The following is a 24,876-nucleotide window of genomic DNA, read 5'->3' as shown; positions in this document are numbered from 1 at the left end:
CGATTGCGGCAAGGACATATTTGCATGTTTCAAGCCGCATTGCAGGCGCTTTTTTCAGAAAATTTCCGGCAGGTCTTCATTTGTCCGGCAGGCTGCAAATTTATGGCAGGTCAAATCAGCTGTTCAAAAACGTCTGACAATGATCAGCGGTGAAATAAATGATCCTGTCTGCGTCATCACTAGGCAAGACTGGATAGATGCTTCCCAGGAGAGGCTAATTTCGGATGCTTGCGTGGCGAAAGAGATGCGTTGTTATGGATTCAAATTGGGTCTGCGTGCCTCAAGATTTGGAATGATCATACATTATTCTATTATTCCAACCCGACATCATGACATGCAAAACATCGAAACTCTGCTGGAATGATTTGAAGGAACAGCACCTGCGGATAAAGGCTTCATTGATGAGTACAGACAGTCTTTCCTGCTGGAACGGCGCAACATTCTTGTGTCACGCCAATGCGGAAGAATATGAAATCAACGCTGCCTGAACCTTTTCTCAAATTCTGCGGACGTGCAAGAAAACGCATCGAAACTGTCGGCCCGCAGCTGACGGGCCGCTTCAAAGCCGGTCATATCCGCGTGCATGACTTATGGCATTTTCAATACCGTCTGATCCGAAAAATCTTAGCACATGCCTGTCTGTGTTTTCATCAACTTATCCTGCAATCGTCCTCCGCTTGATCTGGACGGGCTGGTTGCTGTATAAAGAGTTGCACATTAGGTTCTTGTTATCACCCCAGACCCAACCACTCGGTCGTCTTCATAGAAGACCGCAAACTGCCCCGGCGTGATGGCCCGCTGCGGCTCGTTAAAGCGCAGCAGCCAGCAGCCGTGCTCCGCAGGCATGATTTGCGCCTCAGCGGCCTGATGCCGCGAGCGGAGCTGTGCCCGGCCCTGCCACAGCGCGGGCGGCGGGATATGCCATTCCACCTCGGCCAGCCGCAGCTCGCGCTGGAACAGCTCCTCGTTTTTACCGACCAGCACCCGGTTGCCAAGCGCATCCAAGCCTACAACATACCACGGTGTCGCGTCAGGCAGGCCCAAACCGCGCCGCTGGCCAACCGTGTAGTTCCAGCATCCCTGATGCCTGCCGAGCACTCTGCCGTCCGCCGTGACAATTTCGCCGCTGCACGCCTTCAGTCCTTCTTGGCGCAGGAAGGAGGGCAAGTCCTGCCCGGCGAGAAAGCAGACATCCTGACTCTCGCCGCCCGCCTTGAACTGGCTGAAGCCCAGTTCCGCCGCCTGTGCGAAAACATCGCTTTTCCGCCATGTTCCCAGCGGCAGAATGAGCCGTCTCAGCTGCGCCGCGCTCAGGCGGCAAAGGAAATAGGACTGGTCTTTGCCCGGATCGAGGCCACGGCGCAGACAGCCGCCCTCAGTCCGCGCATAATGGCCCGTGGCCATTGCCTCCATGCCTTTGGCGGCCATCGTCTCAAAGAGCAGGCCAAATTTTATCAGGCGGTTGCAGATGACGCAGGGATTTGGGGTCAGGCCGCAGCGGTAGGCGGCGGCAAAGGCGGCGATGATCTGCTGGCGGAACTCCTCACGCAGGTCAACGAGATGCAGCGGAATGCCGAGCTGATCGGCAACCGCCTGCACCTTGGCGGCATTTTCTTCGCTCTCCGGCAACAGGAGCATGAAAAAGCCCTGCACGGCAAAGCCCTGCTCCAGCAGCAGCGCGGCGGCGGTCGTGGAGTCAACTCCGCCGCTGAGGGCGATGCCGATGGAACAAGCGGAAGGAATCATTTGTGGAATATGCGCAGGCAGCTATTCGCGCTTGAATTTGATGTTAAGTTTTTTCTGCTAACGCCTCATGTTCTCTGATGAAATCGTTCAGTATGAGCCAGTGATTACGAAGCTGTCCTCTGATTTTGCTGTTTTTCATATTGAAGTGCGCCATGTTTGCGTAGGTTAGATAGTTCCCCCATTCATGTCGGTAGGATTTTTTCCATGTTTTTTCATTTTCATCAAAATTCCACTTCATTTTTCTTCTTGCGCCAAGATAGGAAAATTTTTTAAACAGTCTTCGTCTAAATATTTCTCCACGTCCATCTTCGTACTTTGAAAATTTCGCATAAAAAGCTCCTCTGCGAACTGAATGTTTCATTATTCGGTAAAACCTCGACAAACTTGCCGATTTCAAGTACGTGAAGCGTCCATTAAACTCAAAGCCTAAATAGGTAAATCGTCTTCCTGTATTCAGATTGCCATTTGGGAGTATTTTACCGCAGATGTAACCCAGCGGTGAGGAATGAAATTTATATGAATTTGTTTTGCTATCCTGAATTTCCAGATCGTATTCTTTTATTGTATTCAAAACCAATTTTCGGAGCATTTCTCCTGAGCTTTCAGGCGTTACTACAACAATATCATCAGAGTACCGCCGGTAGAGACCGCCGCACTCTTTAACTGCCTCTGCTATTTTCGAGTCAAAGTCCATAAGGTACAGGTTAGCAAGCATGGAACTTATTGGTGAACCCTGCGGAATCCCTTTTTCTCGTTTTGATTGTGTACCATCATTATTTTTTATAAATTTATTTGATTTTATAATTCCTGCAGGTCGAATTTTCGACCTTAACTCTTTTGTCGTACAGAACGCAACGATCTCTTGGTTTCTTAAATTTTCAATATCTTTAACTGCAACTCGCTTGATACCATTATCTTTTTCGTATTTAATTAAGTCATTTTTGACGACATCGAATAACGACTTAATATCTATGAATGAAAATTTAGTAATCGCTTTGAAGATATTGTAATGATCACGAGGCAGTTGTTCGAGCCGCAGAAGGCTGGCCCAAGCAGATTTCAGTCGTAAATGGTTCAGGTTATCAAAGAAACTCTTTATGTCAAATATTGTAGCCACAAGCACTGGTGTTTTCTGCCGCCGAATAAACGAAAATACTTCTTCTGCGAAATCAACATTGTTCATTCCGCGTTGTTTTGTCGGGTGTGGAATTTTTCGATAGGCCGTTACAGAGTTTGAGAGATTTCGATGAGATAACTCCTCTTCATAGAGTTTTCCAATTTTGGTCGTGTAATAACTGAAGACGTTTGAGTCTATATGGTTTGCATAGAATATCTCACGATTTTTTGCACTTTTTTTGCGCATTCCTCCATTGATGATCTCATCAAACTCATCGTACTCTTTTCTGAATTTTCGAGTTAGCATTGTCCGATGGATAAAAGGAAAGAAAGCGTGCTTGGCGATATTTGCAGGGTTATTTACATACTTCTCGACCCAAAGACGATCAAATTCAATCAGTGGAAGTCCAATGTGAGGATACTTCTTGATCCTAAACCAGTCATTTATTCGTTTCATAAAAAATGGGGCATGAAAGCAGAAGCATATCAGGGAGCTTGCCATAGTAGTAGTACATGCTACCTCGACACTATAACTACAGTGCCGCCCCCTTCACGCTGGGATACAAATTACTGTGGTATTCTTCTTATACACTGCGCTTACGATGACTCAGGCAAGGAGACAAGATGATATGAACACAGCATCGTTGATCGAGCTTTGCGGAATGGCGGTCAGTCTCTGGCCGAATCACTCTTGCGCTGCTCAAATGAACGATCCCTGACCTCTACAGGTCAGGCGACGGTTAAGAAACGTACTACTTGGCTCTGCTTTCACGCCCCAAACACAACAATACTTCATTTTTTCCATTCTCGCCATTTGCAAAAAAAAAATTAGGAGTTACGCAGTTGAGTAACTCCTAAAAATAACAAAAGTTTCTTCTCGCATTAGCAATAGACACTATATCGATTTTTCAAGCGATCGGCATTGACTTTTTGCCAAGGCCTGAATCTTAATATGAAATTGTGCAGTGCGCAAGCAATCTCCATGACTGTGTCAGCAAAACCGCGCAGCCAGTTTCTAAATTTATCTTTAACAACCCTGCATCTCTTAACTCCGCTTATAATATGCTCTATTCTGACTCTTATTTTTGAAACATTTTTATTCATTTCCTTTTCATCAGGAGTTAAATCTGTTCCTGGTTTCTTTTTCATTGGTTGAAAAATAAAAACATCTTCAACTGAAAAACCTTGAAAATCTGCATCTTGCAGCAACGAGCTTCCTTTCGGAAGGACATATCCTGCTTCATCTGATATTTTTTTGTCATGCTTTTTTCCAGCCGCTGTAAATGTTAAAAAAATTATCACGCACGAAGAGTTTGCAATTATATTGTTTTTGACGGAAAAGGTCTTTTTTTGCCGCTGTAATATTCTTTCTGCCGTCCGCTGTCTTTTGGGCGATTTATATTCCGTTCTGTTCCGTCATGACAATAAACATCAGGTTTATATTCATTTATATTTTCCATGTTTCTGCATGGAGAAGAGCCGGATTCATTCAGAGCTGCGGGCAAGAAAGGTGTCAAACAATGTGTAAACATATCAGCCTTCGACTGACTGATTCCAAAAAGTTAACCGATTGCCGCCTGTGTCATGTACTGTTTCATATATATTAAAATAAAAAAAAGCCTGTCAGCAGAGCATTTTATCGGAGAACTTCTGTAAACAGCATGTTTGTTTCTCCTTTCTTTTCCTGCAATTGTAAATTTACTTTCACCTTCAGATTTTTTGAAATAAAAAAAAGAGAATTGAACTCGTCAACAGACGAGTCCTGTCATCGCAATGAATTCATTATTTTTTTTCAAAGAGTTCCGTGTAATTTGTCATTTTTATGTCCTCTTCGCCTGTTTGCTTTTTTTGGCATTAAATTTTGAATTAACAAATTAAAACAACAAGCAACCTGAAATTCGACACATGCTCTCCTTGCTTATTTTTTAATAGGCTTTTCAAAATGTTGATAGTCTTTAAGGCTGTTCCAATTGCCGCCCCATGTCCAGCCAAGCCGACGAAACGCCCGCACCAGCGGATGATTCTTTGTCAGTGTGCCCGGAGCAGCCGGGTCATATTTTGCTGCGGCGGGAAGTGTCGTCGTTCCTTTGATGTAAGGATTCTGCATCGGGTTGATGTCGATTGCTCTGCCATAGGCGTGTTGCGACAGATGAGTGGTGCCGACACTGAGACGATAATTGAATGAAGAGGTGTTGTTTGCAGCCATTGAAAGATCGTCATCCCAGCGGCCATCTTTACGGAATTGCGGAGCTGCAATTGGAATGACGGAAAAAATTGGAAAATGTTTTGTTCGAGCTAGCGCAAACACGGTTTGAATATCTTTTTCTAAGTCGCGGTCCAGCACAAGCTGTCCTTGGTGCAGTTTGCCGTCAGTTGAATAATACTGCACAACAATCAGCTTTTGCTTATTGCGGATTTTCTCCGGACACTCTGCGGACAATCCCTCGAACGCTTCCTGTTTCGTCATGCGGCTGTCAATGATCTGCGCCGCCGCGATGCTGCTGCCCGCCCAATTCAGCAGAATTATTGTCAATAGTACGTTTTTACAAATAGAATACGCAAAATTCTTCATCTTATCTCGTTGTTAGTATTGAATGCGCCGCAATGCCGCTCAACGCGAAAGATCCTGCCAGCCACGCGGCGAGCAGCAGCAGGCAGGCTGTTCGCGCCCTGCCTTGCGCTGGGAGAAAAAGCAAGGCGGCAGCCGGAATTGCTGGTAGGGCTATGCCTGCCCAGAAAGGCGGCAGATGCCGGAGCAGCTCCTGCATTCCAAGAAAAAACCACGGTCCGCCGATATGCAGCAGCCCGAAGCGTTCCTGATCCAAAGGAGCTTTCAGGACAACTGCGACCGCCAGCGTCACGACAATCAGCGCGGCATGATTGCGCCAGAGCGCACTGTAGCGGCGGAGATGCGGCCATAGACAGAAACCACCCAGCAGCACCAACCCAGCAATATGATGCAGATAAATCTTCCGCAGTCCCGCCGAGCTGAGATCAGCAAGGAGCTGATTCAGCGGTTTGCCGAAGAGCGGCACAGAACGGAGGATGTTTTCCGTGATCGCTCCGGCGGCATCGCCGGTTGCATCGCCTCGGAGGATGTAGCCGCTGAAGAGCAGGAGCAGAGCAATCAGCACCGCCGCGCTCAGGCGCAGCCACGCCGTGCGGCTGAAAGGAACTCGGTTCTCCCAAAGCACTGCGGCGAGATGGGCGAGCAGAAGGAGGAAAAAAAACTGGCTGGAGTAATAATGCAGGCTGCGCCAGAAGAAGCCAAAAGGAACGACCAGCTCGATGGTGGCGACCGAATAGGACGGCTCTGCCGGATTGTACTGCAAGCCGAGCACCAAGCCGGACAATAGCGAGATGTAGAGGCTGATCAGACTGTGCCCGCCCCAGCGCACCGCCAGCAGCCGCTCTTTCAGCTTATTCATCAAACTGTCACCACGTAGCCAGTCACTTTGCCGGTTGCATCCTGCTCCACCTCCACCGGAAACACGGGCAGATTGCGCTGCGCAGGCCCGGCCAGCCGCTCGCCCTGCGGCGTGAAGCGGCTTTGGTGGCAGGGACATTCAATAAGCTGCTTGTCTTCCAGAAAATTGACCCGGCAGCCGAGATGGGTGCAGGTGCGCGACACCGCCCAAGCTGTGCTGCGGTCGGCACTGGCAAAAAGGAAGAATTCCCGCTCGGCATGAACCCCGCTGCGCGGCAGCGGCGCGGCAATTTTGATGTATTTCGGCTTGGGCTTGATGGTGAAGCCGCTGAACCGGAACAAAGGGTGAATCAGGGCCAAGCCGGACAAGGCCGCCGCCCAGCGGACAAAACGCAGCAACACACTGCGGCGGTCGGGTTCTTTGGCGCAGTCCGGGCAGCTCATGCTACAAAATATAGCGGCTCAGGTCTTCGTTCTCCGAGATTTCCATAAGCTGCTGGCGGACATACTCCGCAGTCACGGTGAAGGTCTGCTCGCCCAGCTCGGAGGCATCGTAAGAGAGCTTGTCTAAAACGCATTCTATCACCGTGTGCAGCCGCCGTGCGCCGATGTCCTCGGTCTTCCGATTGACTTCCGTGGCAATCCGCGCCATTTCCCGAATCGCCGCTTCGTCAAAGTGCAGCTCGATGCCTTCGGTTTTCAGCAAGGCGGTGTATTGCTTGACCAAGGCGTTGTTTGGCTCAGTAAGAATGCGGAAAAACTCATTTTCTCCGAGCGGATGCAGATTCACCCGGATCGGAAAGCGGCCTTGCAGCTCTGGGGCAAGATCGGACGGCTTGTTGGTGTAAAACGCGCCGGAAGCAATGAACAAAATATGGTCGGTGCGCACCGGGCCGTATTTGGTGGTCACAGTCGAGCCTTCAACGATGGGCAGCAGGTCGCGCTGCACGCCTTCCCGCGACACATCCGGGCCGTGGCCGCCACCGCCCCGCGAAGCAATTTTGTCAATCTCGTCAAGGAAGATGATGCCGGTCTGCTCGGTGCGGCGCACCGCTTTTTCGGCCACGCTTCCGCTGTCCACCAGCTTCTGCGCCTCTTCTTTCTTTAGATACTCAAGGGCTTCGGGCACACGGATTTTGCGCTCCTCCTTCTGCCCAGCGAAAATCTTGGAAAAGGCCTCTTGCAGCGAGGACTGCATCTGCTCTAAGCCGGAAGCGGAAAAGACCTCGACCACCGGCCCGCCCGGACGGCCTGCGGCCACTTTCAATTCCACCGTGCGCTCGTTCAGCTCGCCGCTGTGCAGCATCCGGCGCAGCTTTTCGCGAGTTTTTTCGGCACTGCTCCGCAGCCGCTCCTCCTCCGCGTTGTCCTCATAAGGCAGGGCGACAACCTCGCCGTCTTGCGCGGGTTTGCGTTCCGGCAAGGGCAGGAGCAGGTCGAGCAGCCGCTCTTCCGCCGCCGCCGCTGCCTTGGCCGCCACCGTCTCCTCTTCTTCTTTGGCGACCATGTTGAAAGCTAACTGCACCAAGTCGCGGATCATGGACTCCACGTCCCGGCCCACGTAGCCGACTTCGGTGAATTTGGAAGCCTCAACCTTGAGAAAGGGCGATTGAGCTAAATGCGCCAGCCTGCGGGCGATTTCTGTCTTGCCCACCCCTGTAGGGCCGATCATGATGATGTTCTTCGGCGCGATTTCCTCGTTGAGCGGAGGCGGTACTTGCTGTCTCCGCCAGCGGTTGCGCAGGGCGATGGCGACCGAGCGTTTAGCCTCGTTCTGGCCGATGATGTAACGGTCCAGCTCCTGCACAGTCTGCTTCGGGGTGAGGGAATTAAGAGAATTCATAACTCATTATTATAGACAAAAAGATGATATTGGTGTATTTCCCTGAAACTAAACAAGGAGTGTTGACAAAATTATGTCAACACTCCTGTTAGGTTACTCAGATTGTGTTTTTCGTTCATCACGACTAATGAAAAACACAATCCAAGCAGAATACACCAAAGCTGAAATACCTAAGATGCCGAAAAATATCAACGCTGCTATAGAAGCAGAAGAAAATTTTGCAGCACTGAAGAGCAGAACTATCGGCACTGATAGAGCGATTACTGCGATAGTTAAAGAAGGGTTTTTCGAGAGATACGGAAACAACCGAGCAAGCTGCCTAATATCGACTTTCATGATCATAGCTCCATGTTAATGCTGAAAGTAATACAAGTATTTCTTTCAACGTAAAACTACTACGTCACAAAACTTTTGTATTCTTTCAGTTCACTATGAGCTATGCCATATAGCTGCTTTCTTGCACTACGGTAGGCATATCAAGTTAAAGAGCATAATCTTACTTCAATCTCCCCTCTTCTGTCAACAGGAAAACTATAAAGATTTTACCTGCCGAACTTCGCCTTCAGCGCGGCCTGCACGTGGGCCGGCACCATGCCGCTGATGTCGCCGCCGTGCCGTGCCGCGTCCTTGATGATGGAGGAGCTGATGTAAATCCAGCGGAAGCCGGTCATCAGAAAGACTGTTTCCACCCGCCGTTCCAGCTTGCGGTTCATCAGGGCGAGCTGAAGTTCGTAATCAAAATCAGAGACCGCCCGCAGGCCGCGAATAATGGCGCAGGCGTTTTTTCGCATCGCATAATCCACAATCAGACCGCTGGCGGTGTCTATTTCCACGCGCTCGTTAGCGGAAAAACATTGCCGGATCATGCTGATCCGCTCCTCCACACTGAAGAGCGGGGTTTTGGCAGGATTCAGGGCGATGGTGATAATCACGCGCTCGAACATTCGCAGCGAGCGCGTGATGATATCCACATGTCCGTTGGTGATCGGATCAAAGGTGCCGGGATAAATAGCGATGTTCACTGCCCCGCCTCCTCTATCCGCCGGTAAAACCAGAGACCAGTTTCGCCGTAGCTGCGCTGATCAATCAACCGAAGCTGGCCGCATTGTTCCGGCAGGCGGGCATTTTTGCGCTCCTCAGCGATCAGCAGACCGCCTTCTTGCAGCAGGCCGCTTTCCGCCGCTGCCGCCGCTGTTTTTTCCGCCAATTTTTTTTCATAGGGCGGATCGAGAAAAATCAGATTAAAGCGCATTCCAGCGGGCAGGCGGTTTTTCAATTTAGCGAGACTGTCGGGCTTGGCCAAATCAAGCTGAAGCAAGGCCGCGTTGGCTCCGGCGGCGCAGCGGCTGAGGCTGTCCTGAATAAGCTGCAAGGATGTTTTGGACAGGTCAGCAAAGACTGCCGCTGCCGCGCCTCGGCTCAGGGCCTCCAAGCCAAAAGAGCCGGTGCCTGCGTACAAATCCAGCACCGTGCTGCCGGAAATCTCCGCCGCGATGATGCTGAACAGGGCTTCGCGCACCCGGTCGCTGGTCGGGCGGATGAGCGTGCAGCCGGATTTTGGCCCGCTGATGCTGCGGCCTCTGGCAGTGCCGCCGGTGATGCGCATCGTTCAGGCTGTAATTCCGCTGTCCGATGACGGCGGCGGCTGATTTTTCCGCTTCGCCATGCCGTACAGCTCCATCACCAATCCTGAGGCGGCGTAACAGAGGGCAAGCACGAAGAGGGTCACTGGCGGCTCGGTGGCGATGACCGCAATGAAGAGAATTGCGCCAACAGTTGCCTGAAACCGCTTCTCTTTGGCAATTTTTACCTTTTTGAAACTCAGGTAGCGGTGATTGGAGATCATCAGATACGAGAGCAGATACACCAGCAGCAGGATGGACAGATGTTTGACTGTTCCAGTCGCGCCGAAAAAGCGGCAGAACATCACCGTGGTGGCGACTGCTCCAGCCGCAGCAGGGCAGGGCAGGCCGACAAAATCGTGATGCTTGATTTTGCGCTGTTCCGGCGGAGTTTCGGCGATGACGTTGAAACGGGCAAGCCGGAGGGCGGTGGCGGCGACATACAAGAAGGCGGCCAGCCAGCCATAGCGTCCGTAGGGCTTCAAGGCCCAGAGATACGCGAGCAGGCCCGGTGCCACGCCGAAGGAGACCATGTCGCAAAGGGAATCTAACTGCATTCCGAAGCCGGAAGTCGAGCCGGTCAGGCGGGCTACTCTGCCGTCCAGCCCGTCAAAGATTCCGGCGATAAGGATCGCCACCGCTGCCGAATAAAAATAATCTCCGCCCTTGATGGCGGCGACCATTGAATAAAAACCGCAGAACAGGCTGGTGCAGGTCAGCAGAGAGGGCAGCAAAAAAAAACGGTTGGGCCGCAGCAGTTCCATAGCACGCCTCACAGGCAGGAAGAAAGCAGAAAAAAGCAGGCACCGGATCGTCCGGTCTGCGCCGGAAAAAGCTATTATACCTGCGGGACGCGGAGATGCAAGAAAATCCGCCGCAGATTCAGCAAGGAAGCGGCAGGAGGCAGCTTTTCTTCTGCATGTGTGCTGAAACGGCAAACAGGCCGGAACGGAGCTGCTCATCCGTTCCGGCCTGTTTGTTGTTGCGGGGAGATTGCTATTTGATTTCAGACAGCAGATTTGGATCAGTCACCAGCTTTCTGACACCGTGCCCGTGCTCTTCTTGGAACACATTGTTTTTGCACCACTCGCCAAGGCTGTTGATGTCAAGTTTGGCGCATTGCGGGCGGACGCTCCACGTCACCTGCAAAGGCGAGCAGACTTGATCATGGTACGACGGCCCGGTGGTTGAACCCAAGAACTCAACCGGGATGCCGGTGTTGTCCGGCAGGGATTTGGCCTGATGCTTGCCGCCGATCAGCCCGCCGCTGTAGTTGAGATCATTGAAGTTGACCGCCGTGGGATCGTTGACCACCAAGAAGACTTGGGTTTCCACCCGCAGTTTGGGGTCTTTGCAGCTCTCAGCCAAACAGGAGCCTAAACCTTTGCCCGGCTTCACATCGCAGGAGCTATGCACCCAATGCACTTCAATCGTGTCGCCCGGCTTCAGTCCATTGCAGACCTCACCCTTCAGCGGCTTCAGCTCTTCAGGACGCAGCGACGCGGTGTCATTGCATTTGTAGCCGCCTCCATGACCATCCTCTCCTTCACCGGCATAAAGGGAAAAATCTTTCGCTTTGTGCTCGGCATTGACATGAAAATGGACATTACAGAGATTTAATTCTCTGTAGCTTGGCGCAACAGGAAAAAAGACCTTGCTCTTTCCTTCCTTGCTGTCAATATCCCTCGGTGTTTGCGGCCCGGCACTTTTGCAGTCAACAGTTGGCGGAGCTGGAGATTTTTCTTTTGAATCTCCTTTGTTGATGCCGACGCAGGAAGAAAGACCAACGACAGCAAGTGCCGCAACAATATATGATGGAATGATTCTTTTCATGATGATATCCTTATGAGTTTATTTGCTGTTATCGAAAATAGAACCGGCCAGTAACTTCATCTGTTGGCAATAATTTATTGTAAGCGAGGCGTATTTTGAAAGTCAAGGGCTGCTGTGATATTTTTATCACCCGGCCTGAACTTGCGAACGACCTGCCAAGACTGTTTGCTCACTTTAATACAAATTTGTTATCAACTCTCTCTATGCGGTTACAAAAAAGTATGACTTGCTGCAAGCCTGAACAGGTTATGTCGCGCACAACCGCACGCTTTTAAAGGAAAAGGAGCAATGCTGCAAAAATGGCATACACTTTGCAATAACCAGCGCAGGACGCGACCGGAACGCAACAAAGGATGAAGAACGCAGCTCTTTGGCAGCGCATCTTCCGGCAATAACTTAATTTCTTTGAAGGAGGACTTGTTATGAATCCGAGTGCGATCAATGCGGGAGACACCGCGTTCATGATGATCGCGGCGGCGCTGGTCATGTTCATGACCCCAGGACTGGCCCTGTTTTACGGCGGCCTGGTGCGCTCCAAAAACGTGCTCTCCACTGTGGTGCAGAGCTTCTTCTCGCTCGGCGTGATCGGCCTGATGTGGGTGGCCTATGGCTACTCCGTCGCCTTTGGCCCGGACATCGGCGGGGTGATTGGCGGCTTGGACTGGGCCTTCCTCAAAGGCGTGGGCTTGGAGCCAAGCGGCAACTATGCCACCACCGTGCCGCACATAGTTTTCTGCGCCTTTCAGCTCATGTTCGCCAGCATCACCCCGGCCCTGATCACCGGCGCCTTTGCCGAGCGGATCAAGTTTAGCGGCTTCCTGCTCTTCACTTTCCTCTGGACGACCATTGTTTATCTGCCGGTCTGCCACTGGGTCTGGGCGGCTGACGGCTGGCTGTTCAAGCTGGGCGCGCTGGACTTCGCAGGCGGCACGGTCATTCACCTCAACTCCGGCATGGCCGCGCTTATTGCTGCAATCTACATCGGCAAGCGCAGAGGCCACGGCAGAGACTCCTTCCTGCCGCACAGCTTGGGCATGAGCGTGCTCGGCGCAGGCATCCTCTGGTTCGGCTGGTTCGGCTTCAACGCAGGCAGCGCAGGCGCAGCCAACGCCGTGGCAGGTTCGGCCTTCTTTGTCACCCACATTGCGGCAGCAGCGGCAATGGTTTCGTGGGTGGCTGCGGAATGGATGCTGCATGGCAAGCCGACCGTTCTTGGCGCAGCTTCGGGCGCAGTTGCCGGACTCGTCGCCATCACCCCGGCTTCCGGCTTTGTCGGCCCGGTCTCAGCAATTATCATCGGGCTGGTTGCGGGCGTGCTCTGCTACTTGGCGATCAATCTGAAGGCAAAATTCAAATATGACGACGCGCTGGACGTGGTGGCCGTGCATGGCTGCGGCGGCACCTGGGGCGCAATCGCCACCGGCCTCTTCGCCTCCAAGGCCATCAACTCGGCAGGCGCGGACGGCCTCTTCTTCGGCAGCCCTGACCTGCTCTGGAAGCAGATAGTCGGCGTGCTGGTCACCTTCGCTTACTCCGGCATCCTCACCTACGTGATCCTGAAAGTCACGGACAAGCTGGTCGGATTCAGAGTGACGGACGAGGACGAGGTGATGGGGCTTGATCTGTCCCAGCACAACGAGGTAGGATATAATCTCTAACGATTCTCTCAGGCGCACGGAGGTGCGGGCATGAAAAAGATAGAAGCCATCATCAAGCCGTTCAAGCTGGACGACGTGAAGCACGCCTTGACCAGCCTCGGCATCACCGGCATGACCATCAGCGAGGTCAAGGGCTATGGCCGCCAAAAAGGCCACACCGAGATGTACCGTGGAGCCGAGTACCACGTCGAGTTCAACCCGAAGATCAAAATCGAGCTGGTGGTGCGGGCTGACATGGCCGAGAAGGTGGTGACAGCCATCCGCGAGGCGGCCCTGAGCGGCAAGATCGGCGACGGCAAGATCTTCGTCCTGCCGGTCGAGGACGTGGTGCGGGTGCGCACCGGCGAACGCGGCGAAGCGGCGGTTTGAGAATATCTACGAGGAGCTGTCGGCAGGCAGCTCCTCGTTTAAGTTGTGCAGTATGAACAAATCAGTCCATTGGCGCCAAAACCTCCCTTGACCGAGAGCCATCCGACGGCCCGATTATGCCGTCGCGCTCCATCATCTCGATCATCCGCACGGCGCGGTTGTAGCCCACCCGCAGCCGCCGCTGGAGCATGGAAACTGAAGCCTGCTGGGTCTCTATGACCACCGCCACAGCTTGGTTGTAGAACGCATCGTACTCTTCGCCGCTCTCCGCATCTTCCTCAGCAATTTTCAACATGGACTCATCGTAGTCGGCATTGCCCTGCTCTTTGAGGAAATGGATGATCCGTTCTGTTTCTGCCTCTGAGATGTAGGCACCATGAATCCGCTGCAATTTCACTGCGCCGGGCGGAAGAAAGAGCATATCGCCTGCACCGAGCAAATGTTCGGCCCCGGAGCTGTCAAGAATGGTGCGCGAATCCACCTTGGAAGAAACTTTGAAGGAAATGCGGACAGGAAAATTCGCCTTGATCAGACCGGTGAGCACCTCTGCCGAGGGCCGCTGGGTGGCAAGAATGATGTGCATTCCGGCGGCGCGGGCCATCTGCGCCAAGCGGGTGAGGGACGTTTCCACATCCTTGGAGGCGGCCATCATCAGATCAGCCAGCTCGTCAACGATGATCACGATATAAGGCAGTTTCTCCGCCGCAGTTTCGTTGTAGGAGTCAAAAGATTTGACCCGCGCCGCTTCCAGCAGCTTGTAGCGCCGCTCCATCTCCTGCACCGCCCAGAGCAGGGCGCGGCTGGCCATTTTCGGCTCGACCACCACCGGGTGCAGCAGATGCGGAATGCCCTCATATACCGACAGCTCAATCCGCTTTGGGTCTATCAGCAGCAGCCGGACTGCATCCGGCTTGGCTTTGCAGAGAATTGAGCAGATGAAGGCGTTGATCGCCACCGACTTGCCCGCGCCGGTGGCTCCGGCGATGAGCAAATGCGGCATCCGCGCCAAATTGGCCACGGTCGGTTTGCCGATGACATCCACACCGAGGGCGACAGTCAGGAAGGAGGCGGAGTTTTGATATGCGCTGTCCAAGAGAATGTCGCGAAGAAAGACTGTTTTGCGCTTGGGATTAGGAATTTCAATGCCGATAGCCGCCTTGCCGGGAATTGAGCCGACCACTCGCACCCGGTCCACTTTCAGCACCATTGCCAAATCATCGGCGAGATTGACGATCTTGTTGATTTTAATCCCGGCTGCCGGGGCGAATTCGTAGGTTGTCACCACCGGTCCCGGCGACACGCCGACCACCTCGCCTTGCACAGCGAAATCCAGCAGTTTTGCAATCAAGATTTCGCTGGTTTCGTCGTAATGCTGCTGGTCAATCTCAATATTTTCCTGCGTGTTCTCCTCCAGCAGGCTGATTGGCGGCAGTTGAAAATTGTCCCAATTCACCGGCTTTTTCTTCGGCAACGCAGCGACCGGCATTTCCGGCTTGGCCGCCTCGCGGATAAAGGGCAGTTTCTGGACAATCATCGAAAGGCCTTTCGCCGTTTCTTCCGGCGGCAGAGACGGCAGCATCTTGCGCTGCTCACGCTCGGCATTCCAGTCGGCGAGTTTTTCCTGCGCATTCAGGGCACGGGCGGCGGCGTTTTTTGCCGCTGCCGCTGTCTGCTCCCAGGTCCAAACAGCAGCAGTCAACGGCGAGAAACGGACTGCAGCCATCAACGAAAAGAGCAGAAGAAGGAGCAGGAGCAAGATGGAGCCAGTCTTGCCGAGCAGCCCTTCGAGCAGGTGCCGAAGCAGTGTGCCGAGAAAGCCGCCCGGCAGGACATGCTCCGGCGGAAAAATCAACTGATCCGCCGAGGCCAGCAGGCCGGAGGCGGCCAGCAGCACGCCGGTCAGCCCCGCGACAATGAAGGGCAGGCGGTGGAAAACAGCGCGGGCGGCAAGAACTGCGGCGGCGAGATAGAAAAGCAGCAGCGGCGGGAAAAATGCAATCAGCCCGAAGAACGACAAGAAATAACGGGCGGTGTAATGGCCGAAATGACCACACCAGTTCTCGGCGGGCAACTGCGGCTGAGGCGGCTGGCCGAGCAACGGCAGGCTGTAGCTGATCAGGCTGAGGAGCAGCACCGCGCCGAAAAAAAGGCAGGTGACTGCCGCCGCCTCTTGGCGCAGGGCCGCTTGGTTGCGCGGGGACATGAGGAAAACGACTTTGTTCTGACAGCAGCTCGGTTAATAAAATTGCATAAATAAAAAAAGGAGATGCCTTGCGGCACCTCCTTTTTTTCCAGCAGCAGGGGCGAAAAATTTTTCGCCCCTGCTGCAAGACAATTTACATGCCTGCGCCGGAAGCGGCCTTCTGCATCTTGACCTCAACCTTCTCGGTCAAACCGCTGTAGTAGGTGCGCAGGTGCTCCAGAACTTCCTCACGGCCAAAGTGGTCAACCACCTCTTTGCCCTCAGACAGCGCCTTGCGCAGCTTGGTGCCGGAGAGGATGACGCGGTCTTCCTTGGTGTGGTTGCAGGTGCGCAGCGAAGCCATGCCGTCGCACTTGTGGCAGTAGAAGGTCCAGTCGATCTTCATCGGCTTGCAAAGCAGGTCCTTGCCAGCAATGCCGGTGACCGGCACGCGGTCAAAAATCTCCTGCGCCTCGAACAGGCCGTAGAAGTCGCCTACACCAGCATGGTCACGACCGATCAGCATGTCGGTGATGCCGTAGTTCTGGCGGAAGGTGGCGTGCAGCAGGGCCTCGCGCGGGCCTGCGTAGCGCATATCCAGCGGATAGCCTGCGTTGATGACGTTGTCTTTGACAAAGTAGTTGTCAATCAGTATCTCGATGGCCTTGACGCGTACCGGGGCAGGAATGTCGCCTGCCTTCAGGTTGCCGATCAGGGAGTGAATCAGCACGCCGTCACAAACCTCAATGGCGATCTTGGCCAGGAACTCATGCGAGCGGTGCATCGGGTTGCGCAGCTGGAGAGCGGCAACCTTGGACCAGCCACGCTCCTCGAACATGGCGCGGGTCTCAGCCGGGGTCAAGTACACGCCCGGATACTCGGACGGATAGCTGCCCTGGGACAGCACCTTCACCGGGCCGGCGATGTTCACATCCTTCTGGTTCATGACCATGATCACGCCAGGATGATCTGCCGGAGCGACCTGCCAGAACTTGCCGTCCACAGAGTCCGCGCCGGAACCCATGAAGACCTTCTCGCACTCCCACTTCTTGTCGGCCTCGGTCATGTCAAACTTCTCCGTGACCTTCATGGTGGCGATGATCTCGCCATCTGCCTCAAGAGCGATCTCGTCGCCGGTGGTGATGGCGTTGGCATCGTCCTTGGTCACATCCAAGGTGATCGGCACAGGCCAGAAGGTGCCGTCAGCCAGCTGGAAGTTCTCGCAGACGCTTTTCCAGTCAGCCTTGGTCATGAAGCCAGCCAGCGGGGAGAAGCCGCCGATGCCCATCATGATCAGGTCGCCCTTGGCGCGGGCACTTACCTTGACCTTCTTCAGACCTGCGGCCTTCTCTTTCTCTGCGGCCAGCTCGCTGCCGTGCAGCAGAGCGCAGACCAGACCTTTGCCGCCGTGGGGGGCTACCAGTTTAGACATGACTTTTTCCTCGTTCAAATGATGGTTTATTTTCTCTTAAGAAATGCGGCGCACTGAGGCCGCAGCAAGAACGGTTTCTGTGAAGATGAAATCTTCTAATATAGGACAATGGGCGGAGAAGTCAAGCGGAAAACAAACGGAGCGGAAAAAGGAAACGGCCCCCGGCGTGATGCCGGAGACCGTCTCTCAACCTGCTCTCCGCTGCTTAGTTACTGAGAGCAGCGGTCTGTCCAGTTCTGCCTGCCGCTTTTGGTTTTTTTGATGGGCAGGTTCTCTTGGCTCACCTCGATGATCTCACCAGTGCTGGTCTGGATGAAGGCCTTGGCCGCGCTGTCGCCGGTGCCGACATGCATACTCGGCGTGGTGGAAAGACCGCGTCCAAGACTCAGCTTGTCCATGACAAATGCCCCGCCTGCTGTTCCACGGGTTGTGATGCCGGTGCAGGTCGTTGCCCCTGATGCACCGCAGCTCAGGTCGAACGTGCCGAAAACATTCTCTATCCATGCCGTGCCGGTCTGGTAATGCACGCCGTAGAGCGAGCTTTCCCCTTCAGCCTTGCAGATGTCGTTGTAGGGCTGATAGGTGGTGTAGGTCAGCAGGCCGCCAAGCAGGGCCGAGGTGCCGAGATTCCGCTCCCGCGCATCATGGAAGTCCCGATACCAGCCGTCAAGCCCGGTGGTGTAGTTCTTGCCGTCAACCGTCATGAAACCGGTGCCTGCGATGTACTTCCGCAGTTTCTCGAAGATCGGCACGTCAATCAGCGGAGAGGTTCCCGTATCTGTGGCTTTTCTTCCTTTTACGGAGATGCTGTTCATAACATTGGTCGGGAAACAGTAGTCCGCGTCCGTGCTGATCACCTCCGTGCAGGTGTATTGCGTGCGGTTCGTGACGCTGGTTTTGCAGTTGTAGCACGACAAAGAGGACAACGCGTTGCCGTTTGCGTCAACATGCGGAGAATGCAGCACATCCGCAACAATGATTTTGTCTGTCTGCATCAGGCCGCGCTTGCCGGGCGCTTTGGCGGGAGGAGCCGTTTGCGCAGAAAGATTGGCGTTCTGATTGTCGGTCTTGTTGATATCCCATTCAATCCGCGCCCATGTCATCATGGGATTATACTTGTAATCAAGACTGCTGGGCGGCAGTGTGGCCCAGTAATCAAAACTGGACAGCTCGTCCTTCAGCGGCTCCTTGAGACCAAAGAAGCCAATTTTGCTCCGATCACCTTGCTGGTCGCAATTCGCTGAGGCGCCAGGCAAGCACCAGCCGTCATCTGCCTTGTCCTGCTCGCTGAAGAAACGGCCTGTTCCTGCGTACACCCAGAAGTTGTCGCCGTCATAGCCGATGGAAGGTGCGCCGATGACCGGCATCTGCACATCAGCGAGCTGCCGCAGCGGGCCGTTGTTGTACTTCAGACTGTCAGCAGTATCATTCCACATTCCAGGCCAATCGGAAGGTTTGGCGGCGGTCTCTATGCCGTTTGGATTCAGCTTTTTCGTCACCATGCGGAAGACTCTGCCGCCTTTCTTCCAATAATACTGCCCGGCGATGCCGTTGAGATAACCTGGTGGATAGGGTTCAAAGGCGGAGCCGTCAATTGTGCCGAAATAGATTGCGTCAGTGCGATATCGTGCGCCCCGGTCATCAGGCGCGGTCAAGTTGATGTTGTAGTCAACCGCGATGATGTCGGAGATGAAGCTGGAATTGATGGTGCCGCCGTTGGTTGGCAGCGTGAAGACACCTGCTTCGCTGCCGCTGGTCGGCGCTGTATTAGGAATGCGGAATTGTTTCCAATCCGTTTTGGCTTGGAACGTTTTCGGCCAGCCATTATTCCAGTCGGTCACTTCGCCATTCAGCCACGAAAGCGGCATCACGGCGATTTTGCCTTGCGGGGCATGGCTGCCGTCCAGCTCGGTCGGGCCGTTGCCAAGGACAAGATACCAGTCTGACTTCACATTGCCTGTGCTTTCTGCCATGCCGCCTGAAGCATCCGCATTGGGATAACTGGAACGCATTGTCACCAACGAAGGCGACGAGGTGGTGTAGCCCATGTCGGCATAGAGCGTGTTGCTGCCGTTCAGCACTTGGGTCATCTCGCCCAGCAGACGTGGCGTTGCCGCGTCTGGGTCCGTGATATCCAGGACGAAATACGCCGAAGTGAACTGCCGATTCTCACTGTTGTAATTCGAGTCTGCGACATCAAGCAGGTCTTTGGCCTTCACTGGTGCGCCGCCGAAACGCATGGAGCCAACCAGAATAGTGCCCCAGCCGCCGGGATGGATGCAGCCTGCCGCAGTTACTCCTCCGTTACATGCACTTTCTGGCTCAAATATCTGCACATCAAAAATGCGGGGTTTCTGATCAACATAGTACTTATGAGCATAGTACTTGTCAGCCAGGCATTTCATGTGCGGCTGGAGGTTGTAGGGAAGATAGGCCCACAGCTCCTGCCCAAGGGCTTTGCCGCCGGTGCCGCAGCTTCCTTTGTTTGGCTGATTGCTGGTTGCGCATGTTCCGTCAGCCTCTGGAGGAGCGCAGCAGAACTGGCCGCCATTGCTTTCAAGATAAAAGCCGCCGTTCACCGCGTGCAGCATTCCGTCGTTGCTGCCGAAGTAAATCATGTTGCGCCGTCCTTTCCAGCGCTCCACGAAATCCCGGTAGGTCGGGTCGCGGTAGATGTAATGATAGGCTTCCGCAGGTTTGGCCACAAGAATCGGGGTGGAATGGATGATGTCGCCAAGCCGCCATGTTTCTGATAGCTGATTGGTAGGATCTGACGGATCGTCGCTGATCAGATTGAAAGCTCTGGAGCGCAGCACTTTATCCAGCCTCTTGTTGTTGTTGGCATCTGTCGTTTCATCAGTTGTGACCGAATCAACACCCTGAATCCACGTGACCAACCCGTCAAGAGATTCGCGTTCCCTTCTTTTGGCGTAATCAGCCGCATTTTCAGTCGCTCCTTGCGGCGTATATCCAGCGAAGGTCAGCAAGTCGGCGGAAGTCAGAAAATCTCTGCTGATTGGCCCGCGCCCGCTGCTCTGGGCAACCGTGTTCAGCGCGGTGAGTTTGCCGCTGTCGGTGCTCTTGGTGATGGTGTCGTTGATCTTGCTGCCGTTGTTGTAATAGCTGGCAAGTTCTGTCAGCAGGAACTGTTCCCCGTCATCCACGCGGCCATTGTTGTTGGCATCGTTCCATGTCCAGATTTTGCGCTCGTTCAGGACATCCATCTTTGCCAGCCGCTTGTTGGCCGACCAGAGATAGTTGATGTCAGTGATTTCCACGCAATTGCTTGAATTGGTGGCGGGACAGCGCGGATCCGGGGTGCTCGGCGTTGCATCTGGCTCGCCCGGACATTGCATGTTGTTGGTGTAAAATCCTTGAATATCGTAGCAACCGCGTGTTCTGTTGGCCTTAGTGCTGAAGTAGAAAAGCACTCGCTTGTCTGCGCCTGCATCAAGCGTGCCGTTGCCGTTGAGGTCCTCGCCTGCGTCCAGCTTGCCGTTGCCGTTGGCATCCTCACCTGCGTCCAGCTTGCCGTTCTGATTCGTATCCTCATACATCAGACCAGCGGAGCTGACAAAAAGCGAATGCACATCACCAACCCAAGAAACCTTATTTGTTGGCGTGGACTGATCCTGATGTTTAGGCCAGAACACCGCTTGATAGACCGCGCCGGAACCGCTGCGCGAGCTGGAGATAACCGAGGCTGCCGAACCTGCCGAAGCCCGGCTGAGAATGTCGTCCAGCACGGCGTAGAGATTTTTCTCCAACTGATCCGGGTTTTCGCCGGGATAATAGGAGTTGGTGCCGCCTTTGCTTGCCGCATAGCGGAGCAGGGTTTCCGGCTTGCACTCCTCCACAGCACCGCTTGCTGCTGTCGTGTTCAGTTTACTGGTGGCGACAACATAGGTGGAGATGTTCTGCTTCTGGGTCGGATTGCCGTCCGGGTCAATGAAGTAGCGGCTTTTGTAGGTCGGCCAGACGTTCTGTCCCCACCACGTCATGTCATCCAGATAGGTGCTGCGGAAGAGCGTGTCTTTGCAAGGGCCTGTGACAGGCGTGGTGGTCGTGGTCGGTGTTGGTTCGGCGGTGCCGTCGCCGGTCAGCACGTCGCCGTTCTTTTTGCTGGGGAAAAAGGTTGTCTGATCCACTGTTGTTGGCGCAGAGGCGAATTTGACCACCGCCGGATTCACATCGGTGGTGGATTCACCTTCCGTGATCAGCAGGATGTGGTTGTCCTGACACCAGTATTGCACCGGATCTTTGTCCAAGGCGTAGTCGGTGCAGGTGCCGTTTGTGTCGGTTTTGACGCAGAAATCAAGATACTTGTTATTGCTGTCCTTGGTGTCGCGCAGCCGGAAGGCATCATTCTGCGTATAATAGCCCAGAGCGGTGTACAACGCCTCGGCAAGCGGTGTCCATGAGGTGCCACGGACATCATTGATGGCTGCGGCCATATCGTCCACATGCCGCCGCTTGTTGCCGGGATATTCTGTATCCGTTGCATCCACGATGAAATCGCCTGCCTCGAGCTTGGCGAGCAGCTTTGCGCCGTCTTGGTTGCCGGTCGGACAGTAGCGGGTGACACCAGGCGTGACGTAATTCGTTTGGCATTCCGTGGATGCGCCCACATTATTGAAGGCCATCACGCCAAGCCGCAAGTCGCGCTGCACGTTGTGCAGGATGCCCTGAGGCCGCGCAGTCTGCTGAATGTAGCCCTTCATGGTGGCGATAGGATAATCGCCGCCCATCAGAGAAATGATGCCGGAATCAGAAACCACGCCGGGCACGTTCCATGTCTTGGTTGTGTCACCAGCTTGATCAGAAGGGTCAATCACTTCAGGCAACGCTGTGTCCTGGCAATAGGCGATGCTGGCATCAACGATGCAGTTTTCAACAGCAGTGGCAAGCTGGTTGCTGTTTCCAGTCTGGCCTTCCCATTGCCCGCCTACTGCGTTACCAGTCTGCGTCTGTCCTTCATTCGTGCAGCTATTGTTGGAACCGTCATTCCAGATAAATTGCTGCACCCAGTCAGAAGTAGCACAGTCTGCTAACGTGCTTTTGGTGCATTTGTAGTTATAAGAAGGCGTTTTTGTGTTTTTATAGAATGCGCCTCCGTATGAGTAGGTGCATTCCGTTGCCTGTCCGTTCATGTCGCACCCTGGACCGGTATTGTTGCCGTTTGGTGCTGGCACCGCAGGCTTTGCTATACAAGTCATCATCGTGCCCTGCGCCGGTTGCCAGCAGCGTCCCACATACCCTGCCCGTTGTGCTGGATTGGTGATATTGGAATCATAGATGCCGTAGCAGATGTAGGCACCGTAAGCAGGTTGCAGCGTGGACGAAGGATACGGCGGCGTTGTCCAGCTTGTGCATGGAGTTTGGTTGTTCGCGCAGTTTCCGCTGTACAACGCAGCGCAGTTTGTTGCCACATTGCTGATATTGCGGTATGTCTGATCTTTCCACCACTTGGAGCAGAACTGAAGGCTGTGATTCAACATAGGCCGCTGCTTGGTGATGTCGGTGTTGTTCGCCGGCATGGTCGCCAAGCACGAATCTATGGGCTGTCCCCAGTTGGCACCGTTCGGATCTTTATTCAGAATGGTGTCAAGCATATCTTGGCACTGCCCGGAAATCTGCATTCCCAGTGCTGTGACCGCCATCACTTCCAGCCGGGTGGTGTCGTCGCTGCTGTCCACCCGGTCTTTTCTGAAATAGGTCGAATCATCCTCATATTTGCCGCCCCGCACGCCGAGAGTCAGGTAGGACACGGTGCTGTCAGATGCCTTCACCATCTTCACCTGCTTCATCATGCGCGAACCAGAGCAACCCCGGTGCTCGGCAACCAGCACTTGTTCATAATAATTGTGCTTGCCGCCCGTGAGAATCTTCTTCTCAATGTCAAATTTGGAGGCTGTCGCCCAGTTGAGAAAGTTGCCGCGTGCGACAAAGGATGTCACTTTTGTCGGGGTGACAGCAGTGTCAATGGTCAGACAGAGCGCGTCAGTGCGGGTGTACTTTGTCCCGTTGCCGGAACAAGCGGCTGTTGCTGAAGCAGGCGCGTTCGCCAGCGGAGTAAATCCGCCTTGGCGCAGGCTTTGCCATTTTGCGCTGTCCTTGCCCGGCACATTGTTTTGGTTGCTGCCAACCAGCGATTGATACAAAATGCCTTTGTACGAAACAATTTTGCCGGAGCTGTAGCTTTCCGTGCTCATCCACGTGTGCTCAACGGGCTTCCAGTCGGTAACACCGGTGTTTGCCGTCAACGCTGTGCCCGTGCTGGTGCCGCCTGCCGCAGTGTAATAGAGCTGTGGGCCGTACCAGGTGAAGGATTTCGGCGGATAGGTGATGCCAGCTCCCCACTGGGTCAAACTGGGCACGGTTGCCGACAGCTTCCGCCATGTCACTCCGGTGTCTTTGTCAATGGTCGTGCCATTTGAAGTGCCTGCGGTGGTTGCTTCATAAATGTTGCCAAATGCCTGCACCCTGGTGTTGACTGTATAAGCAGTGCCGCTTTTCCATTCAGAACCACGATAGGTGTCCGTCACATCTGCCCATGTGTACCAGGCATCGTTCTTAAAATATCCACCGTAGGAATAGGTGTTGTCATAGCCAGTGACAGTAGTGATGTTCGTGCGGGTGCCGTTGCTGGACACATCCACAATGTCATAATCGCCATCCATGCAGCGCTGGTATTGCGCTTGCAGGCTGTTGTTGATCATCACCGGCGTTGTTCCATTCGCTTGATAAATCAAGCCCTGCTTGCTGTAGGCCGCGTCCAGCATCGAGCCGGAGTTGTCCAGCACCATCAGCAGGTTGGGCTTGGCCCCGGAAGAAAGGAACGGCGGAATGCCCACACCCGAACTGCACACACTGTCTGCCGTGCGTCCTGCGGCAGGCAGCAGCAGGGCCGCTGCGGCGCAGGACAGGGCTGCATATATCGTTTTTTTCATCATCGTATCTCCCAGCGCGTTATCGTGCTTCCGCTTATGGATAATTGCAGGCTCCGCTTGAACCAAGAATGTGGCCGTACTGAACGCAAATCACCGACTGGCTGCCGTTGCGTGGATTCGTATGCTGCACATTGATGTCATAGACCAGCGTGGCTCCGCCGCTGCCCATTCCTTTGCCCACACCTTCATAACCAGCGGCCATCTGCAAGGCCGAGCCTTGGGTCAGCCGTGTGTTGCCGCCAAGGAGGATATTGGAGTGCGGCTGGCTGTTGGTCGCCGTGTCATCAAAATTTCCAGCAGCATTGAACACCGCCGGAAAAACTATGGCCCGATCTGTGTCTTTTGGAATGGCAATGCCGTTCGGCGCATAGTTTCGCCAGAAACCCAGCGCGTTTCCCATGACGGCCAAATCATAACTGGTTGAGCTGCCTCGCATCCGCATGACCGCATTATCGGGGGTGTTCGCCCTGAAACCAAGACAGGCAACGCTCTGCTCCAGTGTTTCAGAAGCCAGCTCCGTCGCCGCGTCCGCGTTGTAAAACGCATCTTTATAGGCGCGGTCATTCATGGCGATCCGCCATTCTATCTCACTGTTCTGATTCACTGCAATGCCCAGCATGGTGAGCACCAGCAGGATGAGCAGCGACGCGACCATCACAAAGCCTCCCTCGCCACCGCCGTGTTTCCATATTTTCATA

19 protein-coding genes and 1 pseudogene are annotated in these 24,876 nt (G+C 54.0%); 4 read left to right on the top strand and 16 right to left on the bottom strand.

Going from position 1 to position 24,876, the window contains the following annotated elements:
* Positions 1-364 (top strand): hypothetical protein (locus tag ACNKH6_RS02535; RefSeq protein WP_417913974.1); only part of this gene is annotated, 364 nt, incomplete at its 5' end.
* A 104-nt stretch (positions 365-468) separates the two neighbouring features.
* On the top strand, positions 469-681 hold the full coding sequence (locus ACNKH6_RS02530; RefSeq protein ID WP_417913973.1) for a hypothetical protein: 213 nt from the start codon (positions 469-471) through the stop codon (positions 679-681).
* A gap of 36 nt (positions 682-717) precedes the next feature.
* Here ACNKH6_RS02530 and mnmA read toward each other — a convergent pair whose 3' ends face one another.
* The 12 genes and pseudogenes from mnmA to ACNKH6_RS02470 all read right to left on the bottom strand — a co-directional run bounded on the left by mnmA (position 718) and on the right by ACNKH6_RS02470 (position 11,587).
* A complete protein-coding gene (gene mnmA, locus ACNKH6_RS02525; RefSeq protein WP_417913972.1) occupies positions 718-1,746 on the bottom strand; it encodes a tRNA 2-thiouridine(34) synthase MnmA in 1,029 nt (342 codons plus the stop codon).
* Between the two features lie 43 nt (positions 1,747-1,789).
* Positions 1,790-3,319, bottom strand: coding sequence for a reverse transcriptase domain-containing protein (locus ACNKH6_RS02520; protein WP_417913971.1), 1,530 nt, complete (start codon positions 3,317-3,319; stop codon positions 1,790-1,792).
* Between the two features lie 425 nt (positions 3,320-3,744).
* A pseudogene (locus ACNKH6_RS02515) lies at positions 3,745-4,245 on the bottom strand (transposase family protein); the annotation flags it as partial.
* A 535-nt stretch (positions 4,246-4,780) separates the two neighbouring features.
* Positions 4,781-5,434 (bottom strand): M15 family metallopeptidase, encoded by a 654-nt coding sequence (locus ACNKH6_RS02510; RefSeq protein ID WP_417913970.1) that lies wholly within the window; start codon positions 5,432-5,434, stop codon positions 4,781-4,783.
* Between the two features lies 1 nt (position 5,435).
* On the bottom strand, positions 5,436-6,290 hold the full coding sequence (locus ACNKH6_RS02505; RefSeq protein WP_417913969.1) for a cytochrome b N-terminal domain-containing protein: 855 nt from the start codon (positions 6,288-6,290) through the stop codon (positions 5,436-5,438).
* Positions 6,290-6,733, bottom strand: a complete 444-nt coding sequence (locus tag ACNKH6_RS02500; protein ID WP_417913968.1) for a ubiquinol-cytochrome c reductase iron-sulfur subunit — start codon at positions 6,731-6,733, stop codon at positions 6,290-6,292. Before ACNKH6_RS02500 ends, ACNKH6_RS02505 begins: the two co-directional genes overlap by 1 nt.
* A 1-nt stretch (position 6,734) precedes the next feature.
* Positions 6,735-8,132: an ATP-dependent protease ATPase subunit HslU gene (gene hslU / locus ACNKH6_RS02495; protein WP_417913967.1), complete on the bottom strand. Its 1,398-nt coding sequence runs from the start codon at positions 8,130-8,132 to the stop codon at positions 6,735-6,737.
* A 93-nt stretch (positions 8,133-8,225) separates the two neighbouring features.
* Entirely contained in the window at positions 8,226-8,468 is a 243-nt protein-coding gene (locus ACNKH6_RS02490) for a hypothetical protein (RefSeq protein ID WP_417913966.1), read from the bottom strand.
* A gap of 206 nt (positions 8,469-8,674) precedes the next feature.
* The gene (gene coaD, locus ACNKH6_RS02485) at positions 8,675-9,154 is read right to left on the bottom strand and encodes a pantetheine-phosphate adenylyltransferase (protein ID WP_417913965.1); all 480 of its coding nucleotides are present in this window, start codon (positions 9,152-9,154) and stop codon (positions 8,675-8,677) included.
* A complete protein-coding gene (rsmD, locus tag ACNKH6_RS02480) occupies positions 9,151-9,738 on the bottom strand; it encodes a 16S rRNA (guanine(966)-N(2))-methyltransferase RsmD (protein ID WP_417913964.1) in 588 nt (195 codons plus the stop codon). Before rsmD ends, coaD begins: the two co-directional genes overlap by 4 nt.
* 3 nt (positions 9,739-9,741) lie before the next feature.
* On the bottom strand, positions 9,742-10,518 hold the full coding sequence (gene pssA / locus ACNKH6_RS02475; RefSeq protein WP_417913963.1) for a CDP-diacylglycerol--serine O-phosphatidyltransferase: 777 nt from the start codon (positions 10,516-10,518) through the stop codon (positions 9,742-9,744).
* 232 nt (positions 10,519-10,750) lie between these two features.
* Positions 10,751-11,587, bottom strand: a complete 837-nt coding sequence (locus ACNKH6_RS02470) for a delta-class carbonic anhydrase (protein ID WP_417913962.1) — start codon at positions 11,585-11,587, stop codon at positions 10,751-10,753.
* Between the two features lie 422 nt (positions 11,588-12,009).
* Between ACNKH6_RS02470 and ACNKH6_RS02465 the strand changes: the two genes are divergently transcribed.
* Together ACNKH6_RS02465 and ACNKH6_RS02460 are read left to right on the top strand one after the other, a co-directional pair.
* A complete protein-coding gene (locus ACNKH6_RS02465; RefSeq protein ID WP_417913961.1) occupies positions 12,010-13,245 on the top strand; it encodes an ammonium transporter in 1,236 nt (411 codons plus the stop codon).
* Between the two features lie 30 nt (positions 13,246-13,275).
* Positions 13,276-13,614: a P-II family nitrogen regulator gene (locus ACNKH6_RS02460; RefSeq protein WP_417913960.1), complete on the top strand. Its 339-nt coding sequence runs from the start codon at positions 13,276-13,278 to the stop codon at positions 13,612-13,614.
* Between the two features lie 61 nt (positions 13,615-13,675).
* Here ACNKH6_RS02460 and ACNKH6_RS02455 read toward each other — a convergent pair whose 3' ends face one another.
* From ACNKH6_RS02455 to ACNKH6_RS02440, 4 genes are all read right to left on the bottom strand, one after another.
* Positions 13,676-15,817 (bottom strand): DNA translocase FtsK 4TM domain-containing protein, encoded by a 2,142-nt coding sequence (locus ACNKH6_RS02455; RefSeq protein ID WP_417913959.1) that lies wholly within the window; start codon positions 15,815-15,817, stop codon positions 13,676-13,678.
* Positions 15,818-15,950: 133 nt separating this feature from the next.
* Positions 15,951-17,228, bottom strand: coding sequence for a sulfate adenylyltransferase (gene sat / locus ACNKH6_RS02450; RefSeq protein ID WP_417913958.1), 1,278 nt, complete (start codon positions 17,226-17,228; stop codon positions 15,951-15,953).
* Positions 17,229-17,437: 209 nt separating this feature from the next.
* A complete protein-coding gene (locus tag ACNKH6_RS02445; protein ID WP_417913957.1) occupies positions 17,438-24,181 on the bottom strand; it encodes a hypothetical protein in 6,744 nt (2,247 codons plus the stop codon).
* A 31-nt stretch (positions 24,182-24,212) separates the two neighbouring features.
* On the bottom strand, positions 24,213-24,875 hold the full coding sequence (locus ACNKH6_RS02440; protein ID WP_417913956.1) for a PilX N-terminal domain-containing pilus assembly protein: 663 nt from the start codon (positions 24,873-24,875) through the stop codon (positions 24,213-24,215).
* Position 24,876 lies beyond the last annotated feature (1 nt).

This window comes from Candidatus Electronema sp. JM (assembly GCF_048287415.1).
Classification (GTDB): domain Bacteria; phylum Desulfobacterota; class Desulfobulbia; order Desulfobulbales; family Desulfobulbaceae; genus Electronema.
Note: the sequence above shows the minus strand (reverse complement) of the source record. Positions and strands in the feature narration are given on the sequence as shown.

Bases quoted from the DNA above. Each gene is read 5' to 3' on its own strand.
- ACNKH6_RS02530 (WP_417913973.1), top strand. From the start codon at position 469: ATGAAATCAACGCTGCCTGAACCTTTTCTCAAATTCTGCGGACGTGCA.
- mnmA (WP_417913972.1), bottom strand. From the start codon at position 1,746: ATGATTCCTTCCGCTTGTTCCATCGGCATCGCCCTCAGCGGCGGAGTT.
- ACNKH6_RS02520 (WP_417913971.1), bottom strand. From the start codon at position 3,319: ATGAAACGAATAAATGACTGGTTTAGGATCAAGAAGTATCCTCACATT.
- ACNKH6_RS02510 (WP_417913970.1), bottom strand. From the start codon at position 5,434: ATGAAGAATTTTGCGTATTCTATTTGTAAAAACGTACTATTGACAATA.
- ACNKH6_RS02505 (WP_417913969.1), bottom strand. From the start codon at position 6,290: ATGAATAAGCTGAAAGAGCGGCTGCTGGCGGTGCGCTGGGGCGGGCAC.
- ACNKH6_RS02500 (WP_417913968.1), bottom strand. From the start codon at position 6,733: ATGAGCTGCCCGGACTGCGCCAAAGAACCCGACCGCCGCAGTGTGTTG.
- hslU (WP_417913967.1), bottom strand. From the start codon at position 8,132: ATGAATTCTCTTAATTCCCTCACCCCGAAGCAGACTGTGCAGGAGCTG.
- ACNKH6_RS02490 (WP_417913966.1), bottom strand. From the start codon at position 8,468: ATGAAAGTCGATATTAGGCAGCTTGCTCGGTTGTTTCCGTATCTCTCG.
- rsmD (WP_417913964.1), bottom strand. From the start codon at position 9,738: ATGCGCATCACCGGCGGCACTGCCAGAGGCCGCAGCATCAGCGGGCCA.
- pssA (WP_417913963.1), bottom strand. From the start codon at position 10,518: ATGGAACTGCTGCGGCCCAACCGTTTTTTTTTGCTGCCCTCTCTGCTG.
- ACNKH6_RS02470 (WP_417913962.1), bottom strand. From the start codon at position 11,587: ATGAAAAGAATCATTCCATCATATATTGTTGCGGCACTTGCTGTCGTT.
- ACNKH6_RS02465 (WP_417913961.1), top strand. From the start codon at position 12,010: ATGAATCCGAGTGCGATCAATGCGGGAGACACCGCGTTCATGATGATC.
- ACNKH6_RS02460 (WP_417913960.1), top strand. From the start codon at position 13,276: ATGAAAAAGATAGAAGCCATCATCAAGCCGTTCAAGCTGGACGACGTG.
- ACNKH6_RS02455 (WP_417913959.1), bottom strand. From the start codon at position 15,817: ATGTCCCCGCGCAACCAAGCGGCCCTGCGCCAAGAGGCGGCGGCAGTC.
- sat (WP_417913958.1), bottom strand. From the start codon at position 17,228: ATGTCTAAACTGGTAGCCCCCCACGGCGGCAAAGGTCTGGTCTGCGCT.
- ACNKH6_RS02445 (WP_417913957.1), bottom strand. From the start codon at position 24,181: ATGATGAAAAAAACGATATATGCAGCCCTGTCCTGCGCCGCAGCGGCC.
- ACNKH6_RS02440 (WP_417913956.1), bottom strand. From the start codon at position 24,875: ATGAAAATATGGAAACACGGCGGTGGCGAGGGAGGCTTTGTGATGGTC.